Annotated in this window: 20 protein-coding genes; 8 read left to right on the plus strand and 12 right to left on the minus strand. The window is 62.9% G+C overall.

Going from position 1 to position 19,400, the window contains the following annotated elements; genetic code table 11:
* Positions 1–39 precede the first annotated feature (39 nt).
* Positions 40–501 carry a cupin domain-containing protein gene (locus JJC00_RS19935; RefSeq protein WP_200467680.1) on the plus strand — a complete coding sequence of 154 codons (462 nt, stop codon included), beginning with the start codon at positions 40–42 and terminating at the stop codon, positions 499–501.
* A gap of 26 nt (positions 502–527) precedes the next feature.
* On the opposite strand, the gene JJC00_RS19940 is transcribed toward JJC00_RS19935, so the two are convergent.
* From JJC00_RS19940 to JJC00_RS19960, 5 genes are all read right to left on the minus strand, one after another.
* Entirely contained in the window at positions 528–1,706 is a 1,179-nt protein-coding gene (locus tag JJC00_RS19940) for an aminotransferase class V-fold PLP-dependent enzyme (protein WP_200467681.1), read from the minus strand.
* A 95-nt stretch (positions 1,707–1,801) separates the two neighbouring features.
* Positions 1,802–2,353: a CAP domain-containing protein gene (locus JJC00_RS19945; RefSeq protein WP_200467682.1), complete on the minus strand. Its 552-nt coding sequence runs from the start codon at positions 2,351–2,353 to the stop codon at positions 1,802–1,804.
* Between the two features lie 92 nt (positions 2,354–2,445).
* Complete coding sequence (locus JJC00_RS19950) at positions 2,446–3,540, minus strand: serine/threonine protein kinase (protein WP_200467683.1); 1,095 nt, start codon at positions 3,538–3,540, stop codon at positions 2,446–2,448.
* 7 nt (positions 3,541–3,547) lie between these two features.
* The gene (gene trmFO, locus JJC00_RS19955; protein WP_200467684.1) at positions 3,548–4,975 is read right to left on the minus strand and encodes a methylenetetrahydrofolate--tRNA-(uracil(54)-C(5))-methyltransferase (FADH(2)-oxidizing) TrmFO; all 1,428 of its coding nucleotides are present in this window, start codon (positions 4,973–4,975) and stop codon (positions 3,548–3,550) included.
* A 126-nt stretch (positions 4,976–5,101) separates the two neighbouring features.
* Positions 5,102–5,254, minus strand: a complete 153-nt coding sequence (locus tag JJC00_RS19960; protein WP_007590701.1) for a DUF1127 domain-containing protein — start codon at positions 5,252–5,254, stop codon at positions 5,102–5,104.
* A 624-nt stretch (positions 5,255–5,878) separates the two neighbouring features.
* On the opposite strand from JJC00_RS19960, the gene JJC00_RS19965 reads away from it, so the two are divergent.
* Positions 5,879–6,205 (plus strand): hypothetical protein, encoded by a 327-nt coding sequence (locus tag JJC00_RS19965; protein WP_200474170.1) that lies wholly within the window; start codon positions 5,879–5,881, stop codon positions 6,203–6,205.
* A 91-nt stretch (positions 6,206–6,296) separates the two neighbouring features.
* Here JJC00_RS19965 and JJC00_RS19970 read toward each other — a convergent pair whose 3' ends face one another.
* Both JJC00_RS19970 and JJC00_RS19975 read right to left on the minus strand, forming a co-directional pair.
* Positions 6,297–7,121 carry a lytic murein transglycosylase gene (locus JJC00_RS19970; protein WP_200467685.1) on the minus strand — a complete coding sequence of 275 codons (825 nt, stop codon included), beginning with the start codon at positions 7,119–7,121 and terminating at the stop codon, positions 6,297–6,299.
* Positions 7,122–7,264: 143 nt separating this feature from the next.
* Positions 7,265–8,167 (minus strand): DUF2189 domain-containing protein, encoded by a 903-nt coding sequence (locus JJC00_RS19975; protein ID WP_200467686.1) that lies wholly within the window; start codon positions 8,165–8,167, stop codon positions 7,265–7,267.
* Between the two features lie 334 nt (positions 8,168–8,501).
* On the opposite strand from JJC00_RS19975, the gene JJC00_RS19980 reads away from it, so the two are divergent.
* Positions 8,502–8,915: a DUF3597 domain-containing protein gene (locus JJC00_RS19980; RefSeq protein WP_200467687.1), complete on the plus strand. Its 414-nt coding sequence runs from the start codon at positions 8,502–8,504 to the stop codon at positions 8,913–8,915.
* 56 nt (positions 8,916–8,971) lie between these two features.
* On the opposite strand, the gene JJC00_RS19985 is transcribed toward JJC00_RS19980, so the two are convergent.
* On the minus strand, positions 8,972–9,247 hold the full coding sequence (locus tag JJC00_RS19985; RefSeq protein WP_200467688.1) for a GNAT family N-acetyltransferase: 276 nt from the start codon (positions 9,245–9,247) through the stop codon (positions 8,972–8,974).
* A 280-nt stretch (positions 9,248–9,527) separates the two neighbouring features.
* Between JJC00_RS19985 and JJC00_RS19990 the strand changes: the two genes are divergently transcribed.
* Positions 9,528–9,926, plus strand: a complete 399-nt coding sequence (locus JJC00_RS19990) for an SPW repeat domain-containing protein (RefSeq protein WP_200467689.1) — start codon at positions 9,528–9,530, stop codon at positions 9,924–9,926.
* A gap of 52 nt (positions 9,927–9,978) precedes the next feature.
* On the opposite strand, the gene JJC00_RS19995 is transcribed toward JJC00_RS19990, so the two are convergent.
* Together JJC00_RS19995 and JJC00_RS20000 are read right to left on the minus strand one after the other, a co-directional pair.
* Positions 9,979–10,254: a GNAT family N-acetyltransferase gene (locus JJC00_RS19995; protein ID WP_200467690.1), complete on the minus strand. Its 276-nt coding sequence runs from the start codon at positions 10,252–10,254 to the stop codon at positions 9,979–9,981.
* A gap of 92 nt (positions 10,255–10,346) precedes the next feature.
* Complete coding sequence (locus tag JJC00_RS20000) at positions 10,347–10,712, minus strand: hypothetical protein (protein WP_200467691.1); 366 nt, start codon at positions 10,710–10,712, stop codon at positions 10,347–10,349.
* A 179-nt stretch (positions 10,713–10,891) separates the two neighbouring features.
* Between JJC00_RS20000 and JJC00_RS20005 the strand changes: the two genes are divergently transcribed.
* From JJC00_RS20005 to JJC00_RS20020, 4 genes are all read left to right on the plus strand, one after another.
* The gene (locus tag JJC00_RS20005) at positions 10,892–12,499 is read left to right on the plus strand and encodes an acyl-CoA synthetase (protein ID WP_200467692.1); all 1,608 of its coding nucleotides are present in this window, start codon (positions 10,892–10,894) and stop codon (positions 12,497–12,499) included.
* 9 nt (positions 12,500–12,508) lie between these two features.
* Positions 12,509–13,369, plus strand: coding sequence for a PCC domain-containing protein (locus tag JJC00_RS20010; protein WP_200467693.1), 861 nt, complete (start codon positions 12,509–12,511; stop codon positions 13,367–13,369).
* Between the two features lie 108 nt (positions 13,370–13,477).
* Positions 13,478–14,263, plus strand: coding sequence for an AAA family ATPase (locus JJC00_RS20015; RefSeq protein WP_200467694.1), 786 nt, complete (start codon positions 13,478–13,480; stop codon positions 14,261–14,263).
* 61 nt (positions 14,264–14,324) lie between these two features.
* The gene (locus JJC00_RS20020; RefSeq protein ID WP_200467695.1) at positions 14,325–14,612 is read left to right on the plus strand and encodes a HigA family addiction module antitoxin; all 288 of its coding nucleotides are present in this window, start codon (positions 14,325–14,327) and stop codon (positions 14,610–14,612) included.
* Positions 14,613–15,265: 653 nt separating this feature from the next.
* On the opposite strand, the gene JJC00_RS20025 is transcribed toward JJC00_RS20020, so the two are convergent.
* Together JJC00_RS20025 and JJC00_RS20030 are read right to left on the minus strand one after the other, a co-directional pair.
* Positions 15,266–16,432 (minus strand): IS110 family transposase, encoded by a 1,167-nt coding sequence (locus JJC00_RS20025; protein ID WP_200467696.1) that lies wholly within the window; start codon positions 16,430–16,432, stop codon positions 15,266–15,268.
* 106 nt (positions 16,433–16,538) lie between these two features.
* Positions 16,539–18,608 carry a DUF1217 domain-containing protein gene (locus JJC00_RS20030; protein WP_200467697.1) on the minus strand — a complete coding sequence of 690 codons (2,070 nt, stop codon included), beginning with the start codon at positions 18,606–18,608 and terminating at the stop codon, positions 16,539–16,541.
* Positions 18,609–19,400 lie beyond the last annotated feature (792 nt).

Below are 19,400 nucleotides of genomic sequence, written 5' to 3' on the forward strand. Positions count from 1 at the left end.
CGTTGCAGCGCAATGCAGCGACCAGCCATGGAGGATCACATGAACGCAAAGCCGCTCATCCGCAGGCCCGGCGAAACCGGTGGAGTGATGCTACGCGGCCAGCCGATGGCCTTTCTGGTGACGGGGGAGGACACCCGGCACACCAGCATGTTCGATTGGACGATTCCGGCCGGGTTCGCCACGGGCCGGCACGTTCATCGTGTGCAGGAAGAGACCTTCTACATGCTTGAAGGCGAATGCGAATGGCACGTCGCCGAAGAGGTCGTCCGGGCCACGCCGAGGACCTACCTCTTCATTCCTCCGGGCGTTCCCCACAACATCACCAATGTCAGCGACAAGCCGGCGCGCGTGCTCATGACAGTGTCTCCGCCTGGGCACGAGCATTACTTCGAGGAGTTGGCCAAGCTGACCGCCAGCGGACCGCCGGATGCGAAAGCCATCAGCGAGTTGCGTGCCCGCTTCGACACCGACCAGTTGTCGGCATTGACGACAAGAGCCTAGGTCCACGCCGTGGGGCCGGCGCCACGCTATCGCGGCGCCAGACCCGCGAGGTGGGCGATCAGCCGATCGATCTCGGCTTCAGTATTGTAGTAATGCGGAGATGCCCGCACGACCGGCGGCAGCGCGCGGGCCTCGGCATCGATGCGGGTGCTAGCGGGATCCGAAGCGCCGATGATGATGCCGGCCGCAGCGGCGCTGCGGACGATAGCATCCGCCTCACGCCCCTCCATCGTGAAGCTGACGATCGCGCCCGGCGCACGGCCGAGGTCGCGAATGGTGATGCCGCTGATGGCGGCGAGGCCATTGCGGAGACGATCTGCCAGCAGGCGGCAGCGCTGCTCGATCGGGCCGAGGCCGATCGTGAGGGCGTAATCGACGGCAGCGCCGAGCCCGAGCCGGGCAGCGTAATTGTTCTCCCAGGTCTCGAACCGGCGGGCATCGTCGCGGAGCTGATAGTGGTCCCGCGCGACCCAGGGCGCCGCAAAGTGGTCAATCATCGGCGGTTCAAGCTGTTGCAGCAGTGGCCTGCGGACGTAGAGAAAACCGGTACCGCGAGGCCCGCGCAGGAATTTGCGCCCCGTGGCCGATAGCATGTCGCAACCGATTGCTTCGACGTCGACCTGCATCTGGCCGACCGCCTGGCAGGCGTCGAGCAGATAGGGAATGCCGCGTGCGCGCGCGATTTTGCCGATGGCTGCGGCGGGATTGACGAGCCCGCCATTGGTCGGAACCCAGGTGATGGCGATCAGTTTTACGCGGTCATCGATCATACGTTCGAGTGCGTGGACGTCGAGTTCGCCGCTGGCATCGCTCGGGACGATATCGATGATCGCGCCGGTACGCCTGGCGACCTGAAGGAACGCGACATAGTTGGCGGCATATTCCGCTTCGGCGGTCAGGATCCGATCGCCCGCGCGAAACGACAGCGCATAGAACGCCATCTGCCAGGCAATTGTCGCGTTCTCCATGAGCGCGATCTCGTCCGGCGCGGCATTCAGCAGTCGCGCCACCGAGCCGTAGACCGCATCAAGCCGCTCGGACTCGCGGTCGGCGGCGGCATAGCCTCCGATCTCGCTCTCGAGATCGATATGCTGCTTCATCGCCGCGACGACGGCCGATGGCATGAGGGCTGCGCCGGCATTGTGCAGGTAGGCAAGCCGGGACACAGCTGGCGTATCGGTCCGTATTCGCTCGATGTCGATCACCTGCGCCTCCGCGTCTCGCAATTCCTGCGCATGAATTAGACGTGCTCAAGAACACGAGCAAGATGGGGCCTTGAGGAACCAAGCCAGGCTTCGGCTCAAATGCAGAGGCCGAGCAGCTTGACGTGGCAGTTGCTCGCTTTGGGCTTGCTGGTTAGTGTGGTCTCGCGTTTCACGGCGACAAGCGGCTCCGTGTCTTTCCTGCCCTTGCCCTTCTTCGGCTCGTAGTCGCCGGCAATCACCATCGCCCAATAGGTGCGCTTGCCGCTGGCGTTCTTCGCGCTCGCGATTCCGACGCGCGAAGCATTGTGCAGCAGCAGGTTCTTGCGGTGCCCCGAGGAATCGATCCACTGTCCCAGCGTTTTCTCGAAGTTGTCGTAACCGTAGGCGATGTTTTCAGCGGCACGGCCTGCGCCGGCCGGTGCGATGCGCCTGTTGAACGGACCGAGCGTCTCGTGGCTGAGATCATCCTTGGCCGCCATCGCGCGGGCCTGGTCCATGGCGATGCGATCGAGGGTGGAATCGCGCACGACGCGACCCTCACCATGCTTGAGACGGAAGCCGGAGATCTGCTCGGCAGGCGAGTCGGCCATCGCGGGCGCAGCCGCCAGCAGCAGGCCAGCGATCAGGCCGCCAACCACACGATGCATCAACGCCCCCCGAGTGCCCATAACCCCGACATGCCCGAATTGTCAGCCTGCTTCTCTATCGCCAATGTGGACGCTTCAAGGCACGGACCGCGCTAGCCGGCCGGCAGGTCGGCCTCGAAATTGAAGCGGTCGCGCAGGTTCTTGCGCTGCTCCAGGATGTCTTTGAGGAAGGCGCGGTCCTGGTCGTTCTTCATCATGGGCTCGATCAGGTCGAGCTGGTTCATAGCGACCAGTTGCAGGATCTCGGTGCGCGGCTTGCCGCTGGCGTCGCGCGGCAGCGCGTGGACGACCTGGATGTGTTCCGGTGGTTTTGGCCCCTTGGCCACGGTGAGCTCGTTGCGGAGCTGTCCTTCAAGCGCGGCCTGGTCCGCCTCCACGAACGCATAGAGCCCGACGCCTGAGCGGCGATCGGCAAACGCGACGATGGCGGTGTCACGGACGGCCGGGTTTTGGCGGATCAGCGCAGCCAGCACCGGCGCATCGTTGACGAGACGGCGGCCGCCGCCCTCGCGGTCGGTGAAGTTGAACAGGCCGCGGGTGATCGCGCGGTAGACCTTCTTTCCGGTGGCAAGCCACAGGCTCGCGGCGAACGACTTCTTCGCGAGAATCTTCCGCTCGCGCGGCGTCAGCGCCTCAGGCGCGTAGGAGCGCTTGTGCTTGAGCAGATGCCGGAGATCTTCGTAGGCGAGGATGCGATAGAGGCGGCCGCGCCGGTTGAAGCAGGCCGCGAGCTGGAAGTCGGTCACATAGGCGCGCCCATCGCGGCCGACCAGCCAGTTCTGTTCCTTGGCGAGATCGTTGTGGCAGATGCCGGCGCGGCGCAGCCTTCGCAGCGCCGCCTTGGCCGAGCGGAAATAGGCGAGATCGCCATGGGGTTTTGCCAGATGCAGCGCGACGCCGTCGACGAAGCCGCGCGCAAGCGCACGGCGGCCGGCCCAGAGCAATTCAGGGCCGACATTGAGGCCTTTGGCCAGCGCCAGCGCGTGCTTCTCGCGCGCGAACAGATGACGCGCCAGCAGGAACGACCACCACGGCACTTCATCGAGCCGTCGCAGCACCGCGTCGACCTCGCCACCGTCGGCGCGGAAGCGGCCGCGCTCTACGGTCGAGAACACGTCGCGCTTGAGCAGCACGCCCTCGGTCCAGCGCGCCGAGAGCACTGCGGCGTCGTCGTTCGGGAGATTCATCGAAAACTCACGCGGCTGCGGCAATGCGCAAATGATCGGCGATCCAGCGATCGAGATCGGCGAGCGCCAATGCGCTCATCGCCTGCTTCTTGGCCACCGTCTTCTCGTTGCCGCGCAGGCGCGTGCCGTCGGGCTTCTTCGTCGGCGCGGTCGCAAGCGGCGGGAACAGGCCGAAATTGATGTTCATCGGCTGGAACGAGCGCATGCCCGGCTCGATGGTCTCGATGTGGCCGCCGGTGATGTGGCCAAGCAGCGATCCGAGCGCTGTCGTGCCGGGCGGGCTCGCCAGCGTCTCGCCGCGCGCATCGGCTGCCGCATAGAGGCCGGCGATCAGGCCGACGCTGGCGGATTCGACATAGCCTTCGCAGCCCGTCATCTGGCCGGCAAAGCGCAGCCGCGGCTGGGCGCGCAGGCGCAGCTGGCTGTCGAGCAGCTTTGGCGAATTGAGGAAGGTGTTGCGATGCAGGCCGCCGAGACGGGCGAATTCGGCTTTCTCGAGCCCTGGAATGGTGCGGAAGATGCGCTGCTGCTCGCCATATTTCAGCTTCGTCTGGAAGCCGACGATATTGTAGAGCGTGCCGAGCTTGTTGTCCTGACGCAGCTGCACGATCGCATAGGCCTTCGTGGTGGGATCGTGCGGGTTGGTGAGGCCGACCGGCTTCATTGGACCGTGGCGCAGCGTTTCGGGGCCGCGCTCCGCCATCACCTCGATCGGCAGGCAGCCGTCGAAATAGGGCGTGTTGGTCTCCCATTCCTTGAACTCGGTCTTCTCGCCTGAGATCAGGGCGGCGACGAAGCCGTCATACTGCTCCTTGTTCATGGGGCAGTTGATGTAGTCGGCGCCGTTGCCCCCGGGGCCGACCTTGTCGTAGCGCGACTGGAACCAGGCCACCGACATGTCGATGGATTCGCGGTGCACGATCGGCGCGATCGCATCGAAGAAGGCGAGTGCGTTCTCGTCGGTCAGCTCGCGGATGGCATCCGCCAGCGGCGCGGAGGTGAGAGGGCCGGTCGCGACGATCACGTTGCTCCACTCGGCCGGCGGCAGGCCTTTGATCTCGCCGCGGGCGATCTCGATCAGCGGATGGTCGTTCAGCGCTTTGGTCACGGCGGCCGAGAAGCCGTCGCGGTCGACGGCGAGCGCGCCGCCGGCAGGCACCTGGTTGGCGTCGGCCGCGCGCATGATCAGCGAGTTGAGGCGGCGCATCTCGGCATGGAGCAGGCCGACTGCGTTGTTGGCGGCGTCGTCCGAGCGGAATGAATTGGAGCAGACGAGCTCGGCAAGCCCGTCGGTGCGGTGCGCCTCGGTCATGCGGTCGGGCCGCATCTCGTGCAGCACCACGGGCACGCCTGATTTCGCCACCTGCCAAGCGGCTTCGGAGCCGGCAAGGCCGGCGCCGATGACGTGCACGATATTGGATAGAGGTCCTGTCATGGGGCGGACAGGTAGCGCTTTTCGGCGGCCAGTGGAATCGCCGAGATCGAGTTTTCTGCCTCCGGATGCGACAACGCCCGCACAAGGCGGGCGCTATCGGTTCGTCCGGTTAAGGGCTGAACGATATCAGCCCTGGTACTGACCGGCAGCAACGCGCGGGATGTCCGAGCGGTCGAGGCCGATGTCGGCCAGTTCGCGATCGCTGAGCTGGGACAGCTCGGCAACGTTGCGCTGATAGTCCCGGAAAGCCTGGATCATGCGGATGAGCGAGAGCAGCATTGGTAATCTCCTGTAATTTGATTCAGCCTTTGCGAGGGCGTCATCGTTGGAATGAATATAGGTGAGAGTGGTGCACTGCGAAAGTTTCGATGTTGCGATGCAGCTAAGCGAAGAACGCATGGCATCGGTAAGGAACGATTAACGGGTCTGCAGTGCCGCCCAACAGCTAGGCGAAAGCTCTCGCATGGTGCAGCAAATATCCGTAAAATCACGGAGTTATAGCAAATTCTAGGGGTCCGACGTTGATGGAAATGAGTCGCGTTTCCGTGACCCGCAAGGCGATACGCTAGCGTGTGAGCCCAAGTCTCGCATGCGCGAATCGCATGAATCGCGGCCTATAGATATGAATTTATATTCAAGTTATGGTTTGAGAGCCATATGGTCTGAGGAAAGGGCGCGGCGACGTTTCTCTCGTCCATTGGCGGGGCGGTGACGCGCCTCGTTGATCGGCTCGGAGGTGATCGCCCCTCGTTGATGCAGTGCACACACGCCATGCGTGCAGTCTCTGATTACAAAGTTGTAATGAAAATCAGAATTTTCGCATGCGGCTCTGCGCGGCGCGCAACATCACGCGATTCTCGCGGGGAATTTATTGCGGCAAGTTGCCGCGCCGGCAGCAAAGTCATGTTGCAGATTCCGGCAATGTCGCCGGGTCTGTCCCAAGAACAAGAGAAGGAAAGTAACATCATGACGAAGTTACTCGGGGTTATCGCAATTGCCGCCGTCGCATTCGCCGTCGCGCCGGCCCAGGCCGCCAAGCACAGCATGGGCGGCTGCAGCGGGGCCAATCTGGAAAAGACGGAGACCGCGGTCGAGAACATGGCAGACGGCGACAGCAAGTTCGTCGCTGAAAAGGAGATCACGGCTGCGCAGGATGCGATGCTCAACGGCAAAATGGGTGCGTGCGGCATGCACCTGAACAAGGCGATGCAAGCCACCATGGGCAAGTAAACGGGCAAGAAAACGGGTAAGTAAACGCAGTCCAAGAGAGGGCCGGTCGCGGGGCGATCGGCCCTACGCGTTTTGTGTCTGGGCGTGTGCTTTAAGGGGCGTGGGCGAGCTGGGTGGCAAAATAGGCCACCGTCTTGGAATAGACCTCGCTCTTGTTCCACTGCTGGAGCACCGCGAAGTTCGGGCTGCCCGGCTGCCAATCCTTGCCCTTCTGCCAGCCATAGCCCGCAAGATAGTTCGCCGTTGAGGCCAGCACGTCGGGTGCGTTGTGCAAGAGGTCGCGCTTGCCGTTGCCATCGAAGTCGACGGCGTATTTCATCCAGGATGACGGCATGAACTGCGTCTGGCCGAGCTCGCCGGCCCAGGCGCCCTTCATGTCGGCGGGCGCGAGATCGCCGCGCTGGACGATACGCAGCGCATCCATCAGCTCGCCGCGAAACTGCTCTGCGCGCCGGCAATCATAGGCCAGCGTCGCCAGTGAGCGGATCGTCGCGAACTTGCCGGTGTTGACACCGAAGTCGGTCTCGAGACCCCAGATCGCGACCAGGATCTCGCCCGGCACGCCATAGGTCTGCTCGATTCGCGACAGCACCGAGCCGTACTGCTTCATCATGTTGGAGCCGCGCGTCATCCGCGGTGGCACCATGCGACCGGAAAACTCTTCGAAGGTCTGGTTGAAGACCTTTTGCGATTTGTCACGGTTCAGCACGCTTTGGTCGAGCGTGACGCCGGCAAGCCCGGCGGCGATCGCCTGTTGTGAGATGCCCTTGGCCGCGGCCTCGGTTTTGAAGTCGGCGAGCCAGGCGTCGAAATTGCCTGAACCGCAGGCGGTCGCGGCCAGAGCGGGCTCGGCGGACACGATTGACGCTGAAAGGGCGAGAGCTGCGAGAGCGAGACGAGAAATCGTCAGGGTCATTCGAGTAAATTGATTCCGTGAAGTGGCATGACCGGCGGACCAATGTCGATTGTAACCGCGGCCAAAGCAAGGCGTATGACAGCAGCCGACTCCGCCCGGGACCCGGACGGGATCGGCTGTAACGAGATTGTCAGGCAGCTCTCCTATTCCCTATTCCGCCACGGGAAGAGATTGGCGGGGAAATCGGCCGCCGGCTTGCGCGGACGCTGCGGCGGAGGCGGCACCGGCCGTGCGCCGGGCGCGGAGACGATGACCTTGCGGTAGAGATGCCAGGTGGCGTGGCCGAGCAGGGGGATGACGACGGCGAGCCCGAGGAAGGCGGGGATCGTTCCGAGCGCCAGCAGCAGCGCCACGATCAGGCCCCAGGCCGCCATCGGCACCGGGTTTTTGGCGACGACGCGCAGCGAGGTGACCATCGCGTCCAGAGCGCCGGCATGGCGGTCGAGCATCAGCGGAAATGATACGGCGCTGAGGCAGAGCGCGGCGAGCGCAAACAGGAAGCCGGTGCCGCAGCCGATCACGATCAGCCACCAGCCCTGAGAGGTCGTCAGCACGCGCGTCACGAAATCCGAAATTCCGCTGACGCCTTCATAGCCGAATGCGGCAACATAGATCGCCTGTGCGGTCGCGACCCAGGTCACGAACAGCGCGAGCAGCAGCGTGCCGAGGCCGAGCATGGCGCCGAAGGAGGGCGAGCGCAGCACGTCCATGGCATCCCAGGCGCTGGCCTCCTCATAGCGTTCGCGACGGCTCGAGAGCTCATAGAGGCCGAGTGCTGCGAACGGGCCGATCAGGGCGAAGCCCGCGGCCAGCGGAAACAGCAGCGGTATCACTGAATAGCCCATTGCGATGCGCGCGATCACGAGGCCGAGTACCGGATAGATCACGCAGAGGATGATGGCGTGGCTCGGAACGGCCTTGAAATCTTCCCAACCACGCTTGAGCGCGTCATGCAGGTCGGAAAGTTGGATGGTTCGGATCACAGGTCCAGCCGCGTCTGCGGTCTGGGCCATCGTAGGGACATTGCCCTGATAGAGTGTGGCCATGGTCGACTTGCTCCCTTGCCATGCAGCCGAGTTCGGCGCCGACAACGGCGCAAGCGGCCGCTTTTCTGAGTTTCGCGAGTCCGCCCAGACGCGAATTCTGGATGGCATCGCGAGCTGAACAAGAAACGTACGCCGATTTCCGAGTCCTGTCCCTCACGCTTGGGTGAGATTCGTTGCCGCAGTGCAACCTCGATGATGTCATCCGGTCGTCATTTCGCCGCAGATAAGCTCATGCTGTTCGTGGTTCGCGGAACTTCGCGGGCGCAGCGACGTAACTTCGTCTATAAGTGCCCACTCAGGGCCTTCCAACGGGATCCTTTTTCGGGGAGCAGACATGAGCATTTTCGGGAAAATCATGGGCGCAATCTTCGGCAGCCATCCGGCTTCCGCTGCGCCCCCCGGCAGCGCACCCGCCGGCAGCGCGCCGGCAGGGACCGCGCCGAGCGGATCGGCGCCAGCGTCTGCGCCGGCTGCCGCGCCTGCGGCAACTGTGGATGTCGCTGCGATCGTCGATGCGGCCGTCGCTGCACACAAGGGCGAGAAGCTGGAATGGCGCACCTCGATCGTCGACCTCATGAAGGCGCTCGACGTCGATTCGAGCCTTGCTGCGCGCAAGGATCTCGCCAAGGAGCTCGGCTACACCGGCGATATGAACGACTCCGCCAGCATGAACGTCTGGCTGCACAAGCAGGTGATGTCCAAGCTCGCCGCCAATGGCGGCAAGCTGCCGCCTGAAATCAAGCACTGACCGAGGAGCATCGGTCGACGCGAGGCGCCCGCGATCTCGCGGGCCCCCTTTTGCGTTCAGGCAACGAGATCTGCATCCTCCGGATGCCTGTCGAGATAATCGACGACGAAACCGCAGCCCGCGATCACCTTCCTGCCGTCGCGGCGGATCAGGTCGAGCGCGCCCTTGACCAGCTCGGAGGCAATGCCGCGACCGCGCAGCGCGCGCGGCGTCTCGGTGTGGGTGATGATGACGGCCGACGGCGTCAGCCGGTAATTGGCGAAGGCCAGCTCGCTGCCGATGTCGAGCTCGAAGCGGCTCCTCTCCTTGTTGTCGCGTACCGATGCCGCCATGCCTGATCCTTCCGAAGCGATGCTTGTTGCCTGATCTAGGCGCCTCAACCCTGCCTTGCCAAGGCGCGACCAAGGGAGGTTGCCGCACCGTGCGCGACGCGCTCCAGAAGCTGGGGGCACTGTAAGGCCAAAGATTCCTCCCCGTTACCCTTGCAGCTCCCGCTGCGGTTCCCACGTCTTTGATTAGACATACGCCCGAATGCGGCCGGCAGGTCGCCGGAGATTCGGAAGTCGCGAATGCCAGCCGCAGACGTATGCCTCTTGCTTATAGGAGGTTACGATGTCGGACTTTGGTTTCTTGAATACTCACCGAACATGGGAAGACTGGTGCGGCATGCTGCTCGGCGCGCTGATCGTCGTGTCGCCCTGGTTTCCCATCTATGAGGAGGGGGTGGCGGCCGGACACCAGATGCTCATCCTGAACACCGTCGCGATCGGCCTCGTTGTATTTGGACTCAGCCAGCTCGAATATGTGGCGCTGCAACGCTGGCAAGAGGTGATCACGCTCCTGGTCGGGCTGTGGCTCGTCGTCTCGCCCTACGTCCTCGGCTACTCCGGTGCAGGCTTTCTCCGTGTCTATCACACGAGCCTCGGCGCCGTGGTTGTGCTGCTCGGAGTGCTTCAGCTCTGGCAGGACTGGGGGGTAAGTGACGAGGACATGCTCAAGCATGGGCGATAGGCCGTAGATATCGGCAGGCCCACCGGACGAATGACCCGTGGGCCAGCACGCTCTATTTCTTCACCAGGTCGGCATACTCCGGATGCTTCTCGATCCACGCCTTCACGAATGGGCATTCCGGGATCAACTTCAGGCCGGCCGCGCGGACCTGGTCGAGCGCACCTTGCACCAGCTTTGAGCCGACGCCTTTGCCGCCGAGCTCCTTCGGCACGTCGGTATGCTCGAACGTGATGACATTGCCGTCGAGCTTGTAATGCTCGGTCGCGAGGTGGCCCTCCACCTCGAGCTCGTAGCGGTGATGCGCCCTGTTGTTGATGACGTTGCTCATGATGTCTCCGGTCAGTGCTCCAGTGCGTCCGTCCGCATCTTGCGGATCGACCAGGCCTCGGACGAAGGCGGCCCCGCCATCGGTCGTTCGGTTCAGTCGGCCGCCTTGGCGAGGCGAGAATCTTCCGGCTGAGGCTTTGCGGGGAGGCAGCCCTGGCAGATGACGAGCGAGCGATTGACCTTGGCGTCCTGCTCGGCCTCGATGCCGTCCTGGGCCTGCCACCACTCCTTCGAATAGGGCTGGAACCCGGCTTGCAGCTTGGCGCGCTCGGATACGGCAGCACGCATCGCATGCGATGGCTCGGCAGCGGCATGAGGCCGGTTGGGATCCTCGCCCGCGCCATCCCAGGCATAGCGCGCGGGCCTGAAGGCGGGATCGGATGCCAGATGAGCTTGCGGGGCCACAGCACATCCGGCGAGCGCCAGCGTGAGCAGGAGGACGACGGGCGCTTTGACCATGAGGCGGTACTCTGTACGCGGATACTGGCTGAGGTTGCCTCGATCATGTTTAAAATTCCTTGAATGAGCGCACGGGTGATCCAGTGTCGGGCGGCCTTGCTACGCCACGGATGATGGCGATAAATGGGCCGCAATGAGCGGACGGCTTGCGTGCCGTCTGCCGTCGAAGAGGAAGCTCGATGCAGCCGCTCCGCATGTCCCGCCGCGTGATGAATCTTGCCTACATGCTGACGCAGAATGCGCGGCGGCATGGATCGCGTCCCGGTTTCGTCTGGGGCAAGAAATCCTGGACCTGGCGCGAGATCGATGCGCAGGTCTCCGCGCTGGCCGCGGCGCTTGCCGCGCGCGGCATCGCCAAGGGCGACCGCATTCTCGTTCATTCCAAGAATGGCGACGAGATGTTTGTCTCGATGTTCGCGGCGTTCCGGCTCGGCGCGGTCTGGGTGCCCACCAATTTCCGCCTGATGCCGGATGAGGTGGCCTATCTCGCACAGGCCTCCGGCGCGAAGGCATTTTTGTGCCATGTCGATTTTCACGAGCACGCCGCGGCCGTGACCGGTGGTGCGCTCGAATTCACCTGGAGCATCGACGGCAAGGCATCGTTCGGCGAGCGCTCGGTGGCCGAGGCCATCGTTTCGCAGGCGGGCCAAGTGGTCGAGAACGTTGCCGTCGAGCACGACGATCCCTGCTGGTTCTTCTTCACGTCCGGCACCACCGGCCGCTCCAAGGCCGCGGTGCTGACCCACGGCCAGATGGGCTTTGTCGTCACCAACCATCTCGCCGATCTGACGCCCGGGGTGACGGAAGCCGATGCATCGCTGGTGGTGGCGCCGCTGTCGCATGGCGCCGGCGTGCATCAGCTGGTGCAGACCGCCCGCGGCGTCTGCACCGTGCTGCTGCCGACCGAGAAATTCGACATCGACGAGGCGTTCCGCCTGATCGCGACGTATCGGGTCGGCAATCTCTTCACGGTACCGACGATTTTGAAGATGATGGTCGAGCACCCCGCCGTCGACAAGTACGATCACTCTTCGCTGCGTCACGTGATCTATGCGGGCGCGCCGATGTATCGCGAGGACCAGAAAGCCGCGCTGAAGAAGCTCGGCAAGGTCATCGTGCAGTATTTTGGCCTCGGCGAGGTCACCGGCAACATCACCGTGCTGCCGGCGGCGCTGCACGACCCCGAGGACGGCCCGCATGCCAAGATCGGCACCTGCGGCTTCGAGCGCACCGGCATGCAGGTCTCGATCCAGGACGACGAGGGCCGCGAGCTGAAGGCCAACCAGAGCGGTGAGATCTGCGTGATCGGGCCTGCTGTGCTTGCCGGCTACTACGATAACCCCGAGGCCAACGCGAAGGCGTTCCGCAACGGCTGGTTCCGCACCGGCGATCTCGGCCATATGGACGAGGAGGGGTTCGTCTACATCACCGGCCGTGCGTCCGACATGTACATCTCTGGCGGCTCCAACATCTATCCGCGCGAGATCGAGGAGAAGATCTTGACGCACCCTGCGGTCGGTGAGGTCGCCGTGCTCGGCGTGCCCGATGCGACCTGGGGCGAGGTCGGAATCGCCGTCTGCGTCGCGCGCGACGGCGCGAAGCCCGTGAGCGAAGCCGAGATGGCGGCGTTCCTGTCGCCGAAGGTGCCGCGCTACAAGATGCCGAAACGTTTCTTCTTCTGGGACGCGCTGCCGAAATCCGGCTATGGCAAGGTGCCGAAGCGCATGGTGCGCGACGAGCTCGAGGCGCGCGGGCTGCTCGGTCTCGACAAGACCAAGACGGGCTGAGTTTACGTGATGCGGAGTATCAAGCAGCCGGGCACGCCCGCCGTCGAACGTATCCAGTGGGTGGCGGCGAGGGGACGCGCCTTTTCGTTCACACTTCAAGCCGGCGTGCCGCTGCTCGAAGCCGCGCGCCGCGGTTTTGCCGCGGAAGGGTTTGCGGGTGGCGTGCTGAATTTCGGCCACGGCGCGCTCGGGCCGTTCGGTTATGTGATGCCGGCGCTGTCGAAGACCGGCGAGAATGCGGCGTTCTACAGCGACACGTATCGGCCCGCAGGCGTGACGCGCACCAGGCTCGGCAGCATGACGCTCGGCATCCGAGACGGCGCTGCGTTCTTTCATTGCCACGGGCTGTGGACCGAGGCGGACGGCAAGGCGAGCGGCGGCCACATGCTGCCGGACGAGACTGTTGTCGCCGAGCCGTTCGAGGTCCAGGCCTTTGGCGTTGACGGCGCGATGTTCACCGCCGAGCCCGACCCCGAGACCAATTTCAAGCTGTTCGGGCCGGTCGTCTCTGCGAGCACCGGTGCGCGCACGACCAGCCGCGCCTTTGCGCTGCGCCTGCGTCCCAATCAGGATTTTGCCTTCTGCCTCGAAGGCTTCTGCCGCTGTCACGGCATTGCGCGCGCGAAAATCCACGGTGGCGTCGGCTCGACCATCGGTGCGCGCTTCACCCATGGCGGCGTGACCGAGCCGTTTGCCACGGAGCTGGCGATAACCGCCGGGACGATCGCGCCGGGCGCGTCTGGCGCACTCGAAGCTGCGCTCGACGTCGCCCTGATCGACCACACCGGCGGCATCGCCGCAGGCCGCCTGGTCCGCGGCGACAATCCCGTGCTGATGACGATGGAGCTGGTGCTGGAAGTGTTGGTTTAGGCCCGACCGGGGCTTGTTGCTGGCCGCCATTGCTACTTCCCCAAGCCTGTTGTTCCTGTTATGTTCCATCGAGCGGCCGTGCCGTTGATGGGAGTAGACAGAGAGGTCATGAGCCGAAGGGGCAACCGGACGATCAACCTGCCGGCACCGTATCTGAAGCGGGTCTGGCTGGATCAGGCACGCGTTGGCGCACGTGAGGCCTATCCGTTCTGTCTCCCGATATTCGCGGCTGACTTTGAGCTTCGTTTTGAAGCATCGATCACCATCATCGTTGGTGAAAACGGCACAGGGAAATCTACGATCCTCGAAGGGATTGCAGCACTTGCGGGCTTCGACGATGCAGGCGGCGGCAATGGTTACAGGCCGGTCGATCATTCCGATGCGCTGGAAAAGATGGGCAGTCGCCTTTCGACGGCGCTCCGCGCGAGTTGGCTGCCCAAGATCACCAACGGTTGGTTTTTCCGCGCTGAGAGCTTCTTTTCGGTGGCCAGATGGCTCGACCAAATGGCGCTGGAAGACATGAGGATGGGATTGCCGGGTGGTCCCCCTCCGGATTTTTTGTCGCATTCGCACGGCGAAGGTTTTTTGCGCTTTTTCGAAGAGCGCTGCCGGCGACAAGGCATCTTTATTTTCGACGAGCCGGAATCCGCGCTGTCGCCCTCGCGGCAGATCGAATTCCTCAAGCTGCTGCGACGCATGGAGGACTCCCGAATCTGCCAAGTCATCATGGCAACCCATGCGCCGCTGCTGATGGCCTATCCCAAAGCGCAGCTGCTGCGATTGGGCAAATACGGACTTGAGCCGACAACAGTGGAGCAGACCGATCATTACCGGGTGATGCGGGAATTCTGCGCCGACCCGCGCGGCTTCGTCGAGGCGAGGCTGGCGGAGTGAATGTATCATCAATTGTCGTTCATCGACTTCCGTAGTATGTTCTTGCCAAGGGCTGACATCCATGGCTCCACTCGTTCATCCCGGACGGTTGCTCAAACGCGAATTGGTTGCGCGCGGGCTCAGTGCGAACAGGCTTTCGCTCGATATCGGCGTTCCTTCGGGGCGGATCACCGATATTCTGAACGGACGCCGAGGTATCTCGGCGGACACCGCGGTGCGACTTGGTCGCTATTTCGGCAATAGCCCTCAATTCTGGCTGGACTTGCAAGGCCAGTACGACATTGGTCTCGTCGAGCGGGAGAAGGGCGCGGAAATCGCTCGACGGGTCAAGCCCGCCAACGCGGCCTGATGGGGCTTCGGCTGAAAGCTTCAGCATTCTTCATCCAAGCAGCGAGATGACAACCTCGAAGTTCTCACGGCATGCGTGCCCGATACCCGACACCACGATCCAACTGCATCAACGGCCAAACCTTGCTGTCACCACTCGCTCTCTCAATCGTCATTGCGAGCGCAGCGAAGCAATCCAGAATCTTTCCGCGGAGACGGTCTGGATTGCTCACATGGGGATTTGGTGTGTCAAGGTGGTAGTTCAGCTTTTTGTTCGATTGCAGCCAGCTCTTCGTCCCGACCATGGGGCCCTTCGGATGGCGCGCGCAGATCGAGTCAAGGTCGGCCCGTAGGGCCGCCGCGAAGCGGCTTGACCTTGACTTGAGCGAGCACGCCATCAGGCTTTGGTGGTCGGGCGGATAACTCCTTGTCGTCAGGCGATCTCAGGTTCGAGCCAGTTTTGACAATCTGGTTTTGCTTGCCAGATCAAACTCACATTCGGTCGTCGCGTGATAGCGACAGCACCAACATTCCGCTTGCGGCGGGCAGGCTCGAGAGGACGAGGCCATTCTTCGTTGCGGCGTTTGAAGCCATGCAATCCATCGGTTCGTCCACCCGGATCGGCCGAGGTTCGATCGGACCTCGGCAGATTGGTTTTGAGGTGGTGAAGAGGGCTCAGGCGGCAGGCTTCATCACGGCCCCCTCGATCACGACGCCCTGGGTGACATACTTCCACAAGGCAACCAGCAGCTTGCGCGCCAACGCCACGATCGCGCGCTTGCGGCCGCGCTGGCTGTTGGCCTTGAACCATTGGGTCAGAGCCGATTGGGGCTGGTGGCGTATCCACAACCAGGCGAGCTGGATCATCGTGGTTCTCAGCCGCGGATTGCCGGCCTTCGACACGCCCTGCTCGCGCTCGATACCGCCGCTGCGCCATGGCGTGGCCGCAAGCCCCGCATAGGAGGCGACCTGGCGGCGGTTGGCAAACTGGCGCCAGAAGGCTTCCGTCCAGAGAACGGCAGCGAAGTTCGGGCCCAGGCTCTTCAGGCCGAGCAGCATGGTGACCGGGTCCGATGCAGCCTTCTCGCCGGTTGGCTTGCTCGCCGTCAGTAGCGCCTCTTGCTCGCGCTCCACCGCCGCGATCTGCTCGAGCAGCAGTTCGAGCCGGGCGAGCTCGCGGCCGACCTGCGCCTTCAAATGCTGCGGCAACGGGCGCCCGTCCCCGGTGCGCAAGGCCTCGAGCCGTGCCTTGCGGTCGCGCCGCAGCGGCACATAGCCGGATATCCCTTGTGCAAACAGCAGCCCCTTGATCCGGTTGACGTGCTCGATCCGCTCCGCGATCAATGTCCGCCGCTCGCGGCAAAGTCGGCGGCGATCCTCGTCCTCCGGTGAAGGAGCAACCACCATCGCGCAGACCCGCGGCTCGCCGCGCTTGTAGGCCAGAAGCGACCGCAGCAGCGTCTCGCCATCGAGCCTGTCCGTCTTGGCCCGCCGGCGCCGGCGCGGCGTCGCGATCGAGGCCGGATCGACCACGTGGCTTTCAATGCCCTCCTGCTGCAAAGCGCGGTGAAGCCAGAACCCATCCAGTCCAGCCTCCTGGATGGTGATGATCGGATAGTTCTCCCCCGTTCGGGCCAGGGCCTTCTGCTTCAGCTCTGCAAACAGCTTCAAGAGCGCCGCAATATCACCGGCCTCCACGCTGTGTCTGGACATCTTCTCGCCCTTGCCGGGCGACAGCGAGGTCACCAGCCATGTCGAGCGGCTCAGTTCCAATGACACAAAAATTGCGCCAAACTGCGTGCGGATAGCGGCCGGTCCGTCGGAAGGATGATCGAGCAACATCGTCGTCTCCAGGTTGAATGGATTTAGCAACCTCAGTCTGGCCTCAGATCTGGTCGCTATCCACTCCCCATGGAATCTTCGCTGCGCTCGCAATGACAGCGGACGATCACCACGGCTTGGCGCGCACTTTCGCCATGGCCAGATATGTCGATTCACTGAAGCCTGATGTCCCCGAGCTCGATCCCTGAAAGAGGTCGAGCACGGGCGAGTAGGTCTGGCTGGCGTTCCTGGCGTCATACATGGCCGAGAAGCGGCTCAGCAGCTTTGCAACTTTGGTGGGATCCCCGAGATCTCTAAGATTGAGGTATTTTTCCACGATCTTGGCTTGCTGATCGATCTGCATTGAAGCCATCTGGTCAGGCAAGTCGTAGGTGGTCCTGAACACCTCCGAAAGGGCCTTGTCGGCAAGGATGTCATAGGCGGACGTGATTTCTCCCGCCTTGCGCTGGAAATACAGTGCCAGGCGGACGCCGGGATTCGTATCGCCCTGCTGCTGCTCCAGGCTTTGCTCGAGATAGTTCTTTTGCGTTGCCAGGAATTGATCGCGCTTTTGCGGACCCATCATCGGAAGACGCGCGACGTCGCCCTTGCTGTCAAAATTGAACGACGCCGCAATCTCTGCGAAGCGAGGGTCGCTCTGCGTATTTGCGAAGCTCTTGGGATCGGTCAGATTAGAGGCGAAGATCTTCTTCAGATAGGCGGTGGTCACTTTCGCGGGGTCCAGACCCTTGGCGACCAGAATGAAGTCGACCATCTTCTTGTTTGCGAGCAGGTCGGAAACGCTGTTGATGTCGCCGATCGATTGTTGATAGTCCGTCGCGTCCTTCTGCGCTTGAGCCTTGACTTTCGCCTGGTCCTGCTTGCTTGCAGATTTCAGTTTCGCAATAATGTAATCCTTCGCAATATCGAGGACTTCCGCCGAATCCTGAGCCGCCAGGGGCGTCGTCAGATTGCCTTTTGCGTCAAAGTTGAACGCGCGCGCGAGCTTGACGTATCGATCGTCCTTGAGCGTATAGACGTAGCTCTTGGGATCGTTGAGATCGCTTTCGAGAACAGCCTTCACAGTGGATTGTGAGACTTGTGTGGGGTCGAGGCCGACGGCTGCCAGTGCAAAATTATACGCGCCCGGCGTGGAGACGAGCGTCTGGAGTGACGTCACTTTGGGGATGGCTTTTCTGAATTGCCCGATGACCAGGGCTTCCTGCAACGGGCTTGCCGCCGAATAGACGGCCGACTTGCTGTCGTCAAAGCTCTGGGTCGTGCTGGCGATGTTTGCAGCGGTCTGCGCCGGCGTACCCGGTGGAAGCGATCCATCGGCGGAAAACTCGAACGCGCCGGCCAGAGCCATGAACCGGCCGGTCGTCGCGATGGCGTCGTTGGTGCTGGAGATGCTGCTCACGGCCGACTGCAGGCGGTATTTTTCGACCAATATCTGCACGTTCAGCTGGTTGACGTCGGCGCCGGGCTGCGACAGTTGCGTCGTATAGTCGGCGATCTTCGAACTGGCGTCGGTCGCATCCGATTTGGCTTGCGCAAGCTGGGCGTTCAGGCCATTCAGCTGAGACGAGAAGGTGACATTGACGTAGCTGTTCGGATCGGATGGATCGCTGGACAGGACCTGCTTGATCGTGTCACGCGGCCACTTGCTTTGATCGATCCCGAATGCCGAGGCGACATAGTTGCGAAGGCGATCGTCGTCGAGAAGCTGGTCGGCGCTGGTCACGCTGCCGATCGTGGCGTTGTAGTAGCTCGTGTCGGCGGCGACGGCATCGACGTTGCTCTTCATGGCCGCTGTGTACAGGTCGATGATATCGTCGGTCTGGTCGCCCGATTGCGCAACCTTCGTTTCACCGCCACCGAAGGAAAATGCCGCGGCAAACTCCCGGTAGCGCTTGTCGATCAGCGTGTTGGCAAAGCTCTTTGAGTCCGAGAGGTTGCTCTGCAGCACTTTCTTCATGAAAGCCTTGGCGTAGGCCATGTCTTCCAGGCCGTAGGCCTTCGTGACGTAGTGATACAGGCGATAATCATTCATCAGATCGTCAACGGTGTGCACCTTGCCGATGTTGGCTTTGTAATAGGCGGCATCGCGCGATACGTCCGATTGCTGCGCCACCCGCGTCAGGGTCTGTGCGAGATTGCGCGCGACGTAGCTATAGCCAAAATAGGTGGACACCATGGGGAATTCCTGACGGCTCGGCGGGTCCTGGACGTCCGTCAATCATTGCCGGGTCGCAAGGCAGGGCTGGCCTCATGCCAGCACGCAGAAACATTGTTGCAATTCATTACTGCGATTCTGGGCGGCAACCTTAGGTGCTGCTTGCGTCCAAGCGCCGCATCGTATGCGATCTCTCCGGCAAGCCTCCCGCAAGCAAGACGTGAGTAAGCTATGTCTTCCCGTCGGCGTTTGAGAATCGCGGACATGTTTTCGCGTCCTCGCGGCACGTCGGTGCCCGAGCCTTGCGGTGGTTGCCGCCCTCGAAAGTGCCGAGGGCGCAGGGAAGGCCGGGTGCCGGCTGACACCCGCGGTCCACTGTGCGATGGTTGCGCTACAAGAGGTTGCACAGCGGCATACAGGTGAAGCCAAACATCCGGCCTTCCCTGCGCAGTGGGTTTACGGCTTATGTCGCGCTCTCCCCGGGGAGCGATGCACTATTGCCCCCGTCGCCTCACGGATGGCTGACGTATGCGCCCGGTCGGGCCACAGCCGTCACCGCAAGACTTGGCGCACAGACCCCGGGCGCCAGGACCACACGATTTCGCCGTACGCCGATCACACCGGTCGCGCGCGCGACGTTTTCGCTCACGGTTGCCCGCCCTGCAAATCCCTTCGCGCCGATGTAATCCACGTCCACCACGTCCCATCCCGCGTGTCGTGACGATCGCGATAGCGCCCCTCGGCCGGGTTGGGATGGCCCGACTATGATGCATTTCCGAATTCGCGTAAAGCGAATTATTTTACCCTGAGAGC

It is taken from the genome of Bradyrhizobium diazoefficiens, from assembly GCF_016616885.1.
In the GTDB taxonomy this organism is placed as follows: domain Bacteria; phylum Pseudomonadota; class Alphaproteobacteria; order Rhizobiales; family Xanthobacteraceae; genus Bradyrhizobium; species Bradyrhizobium diazoefficiens_F.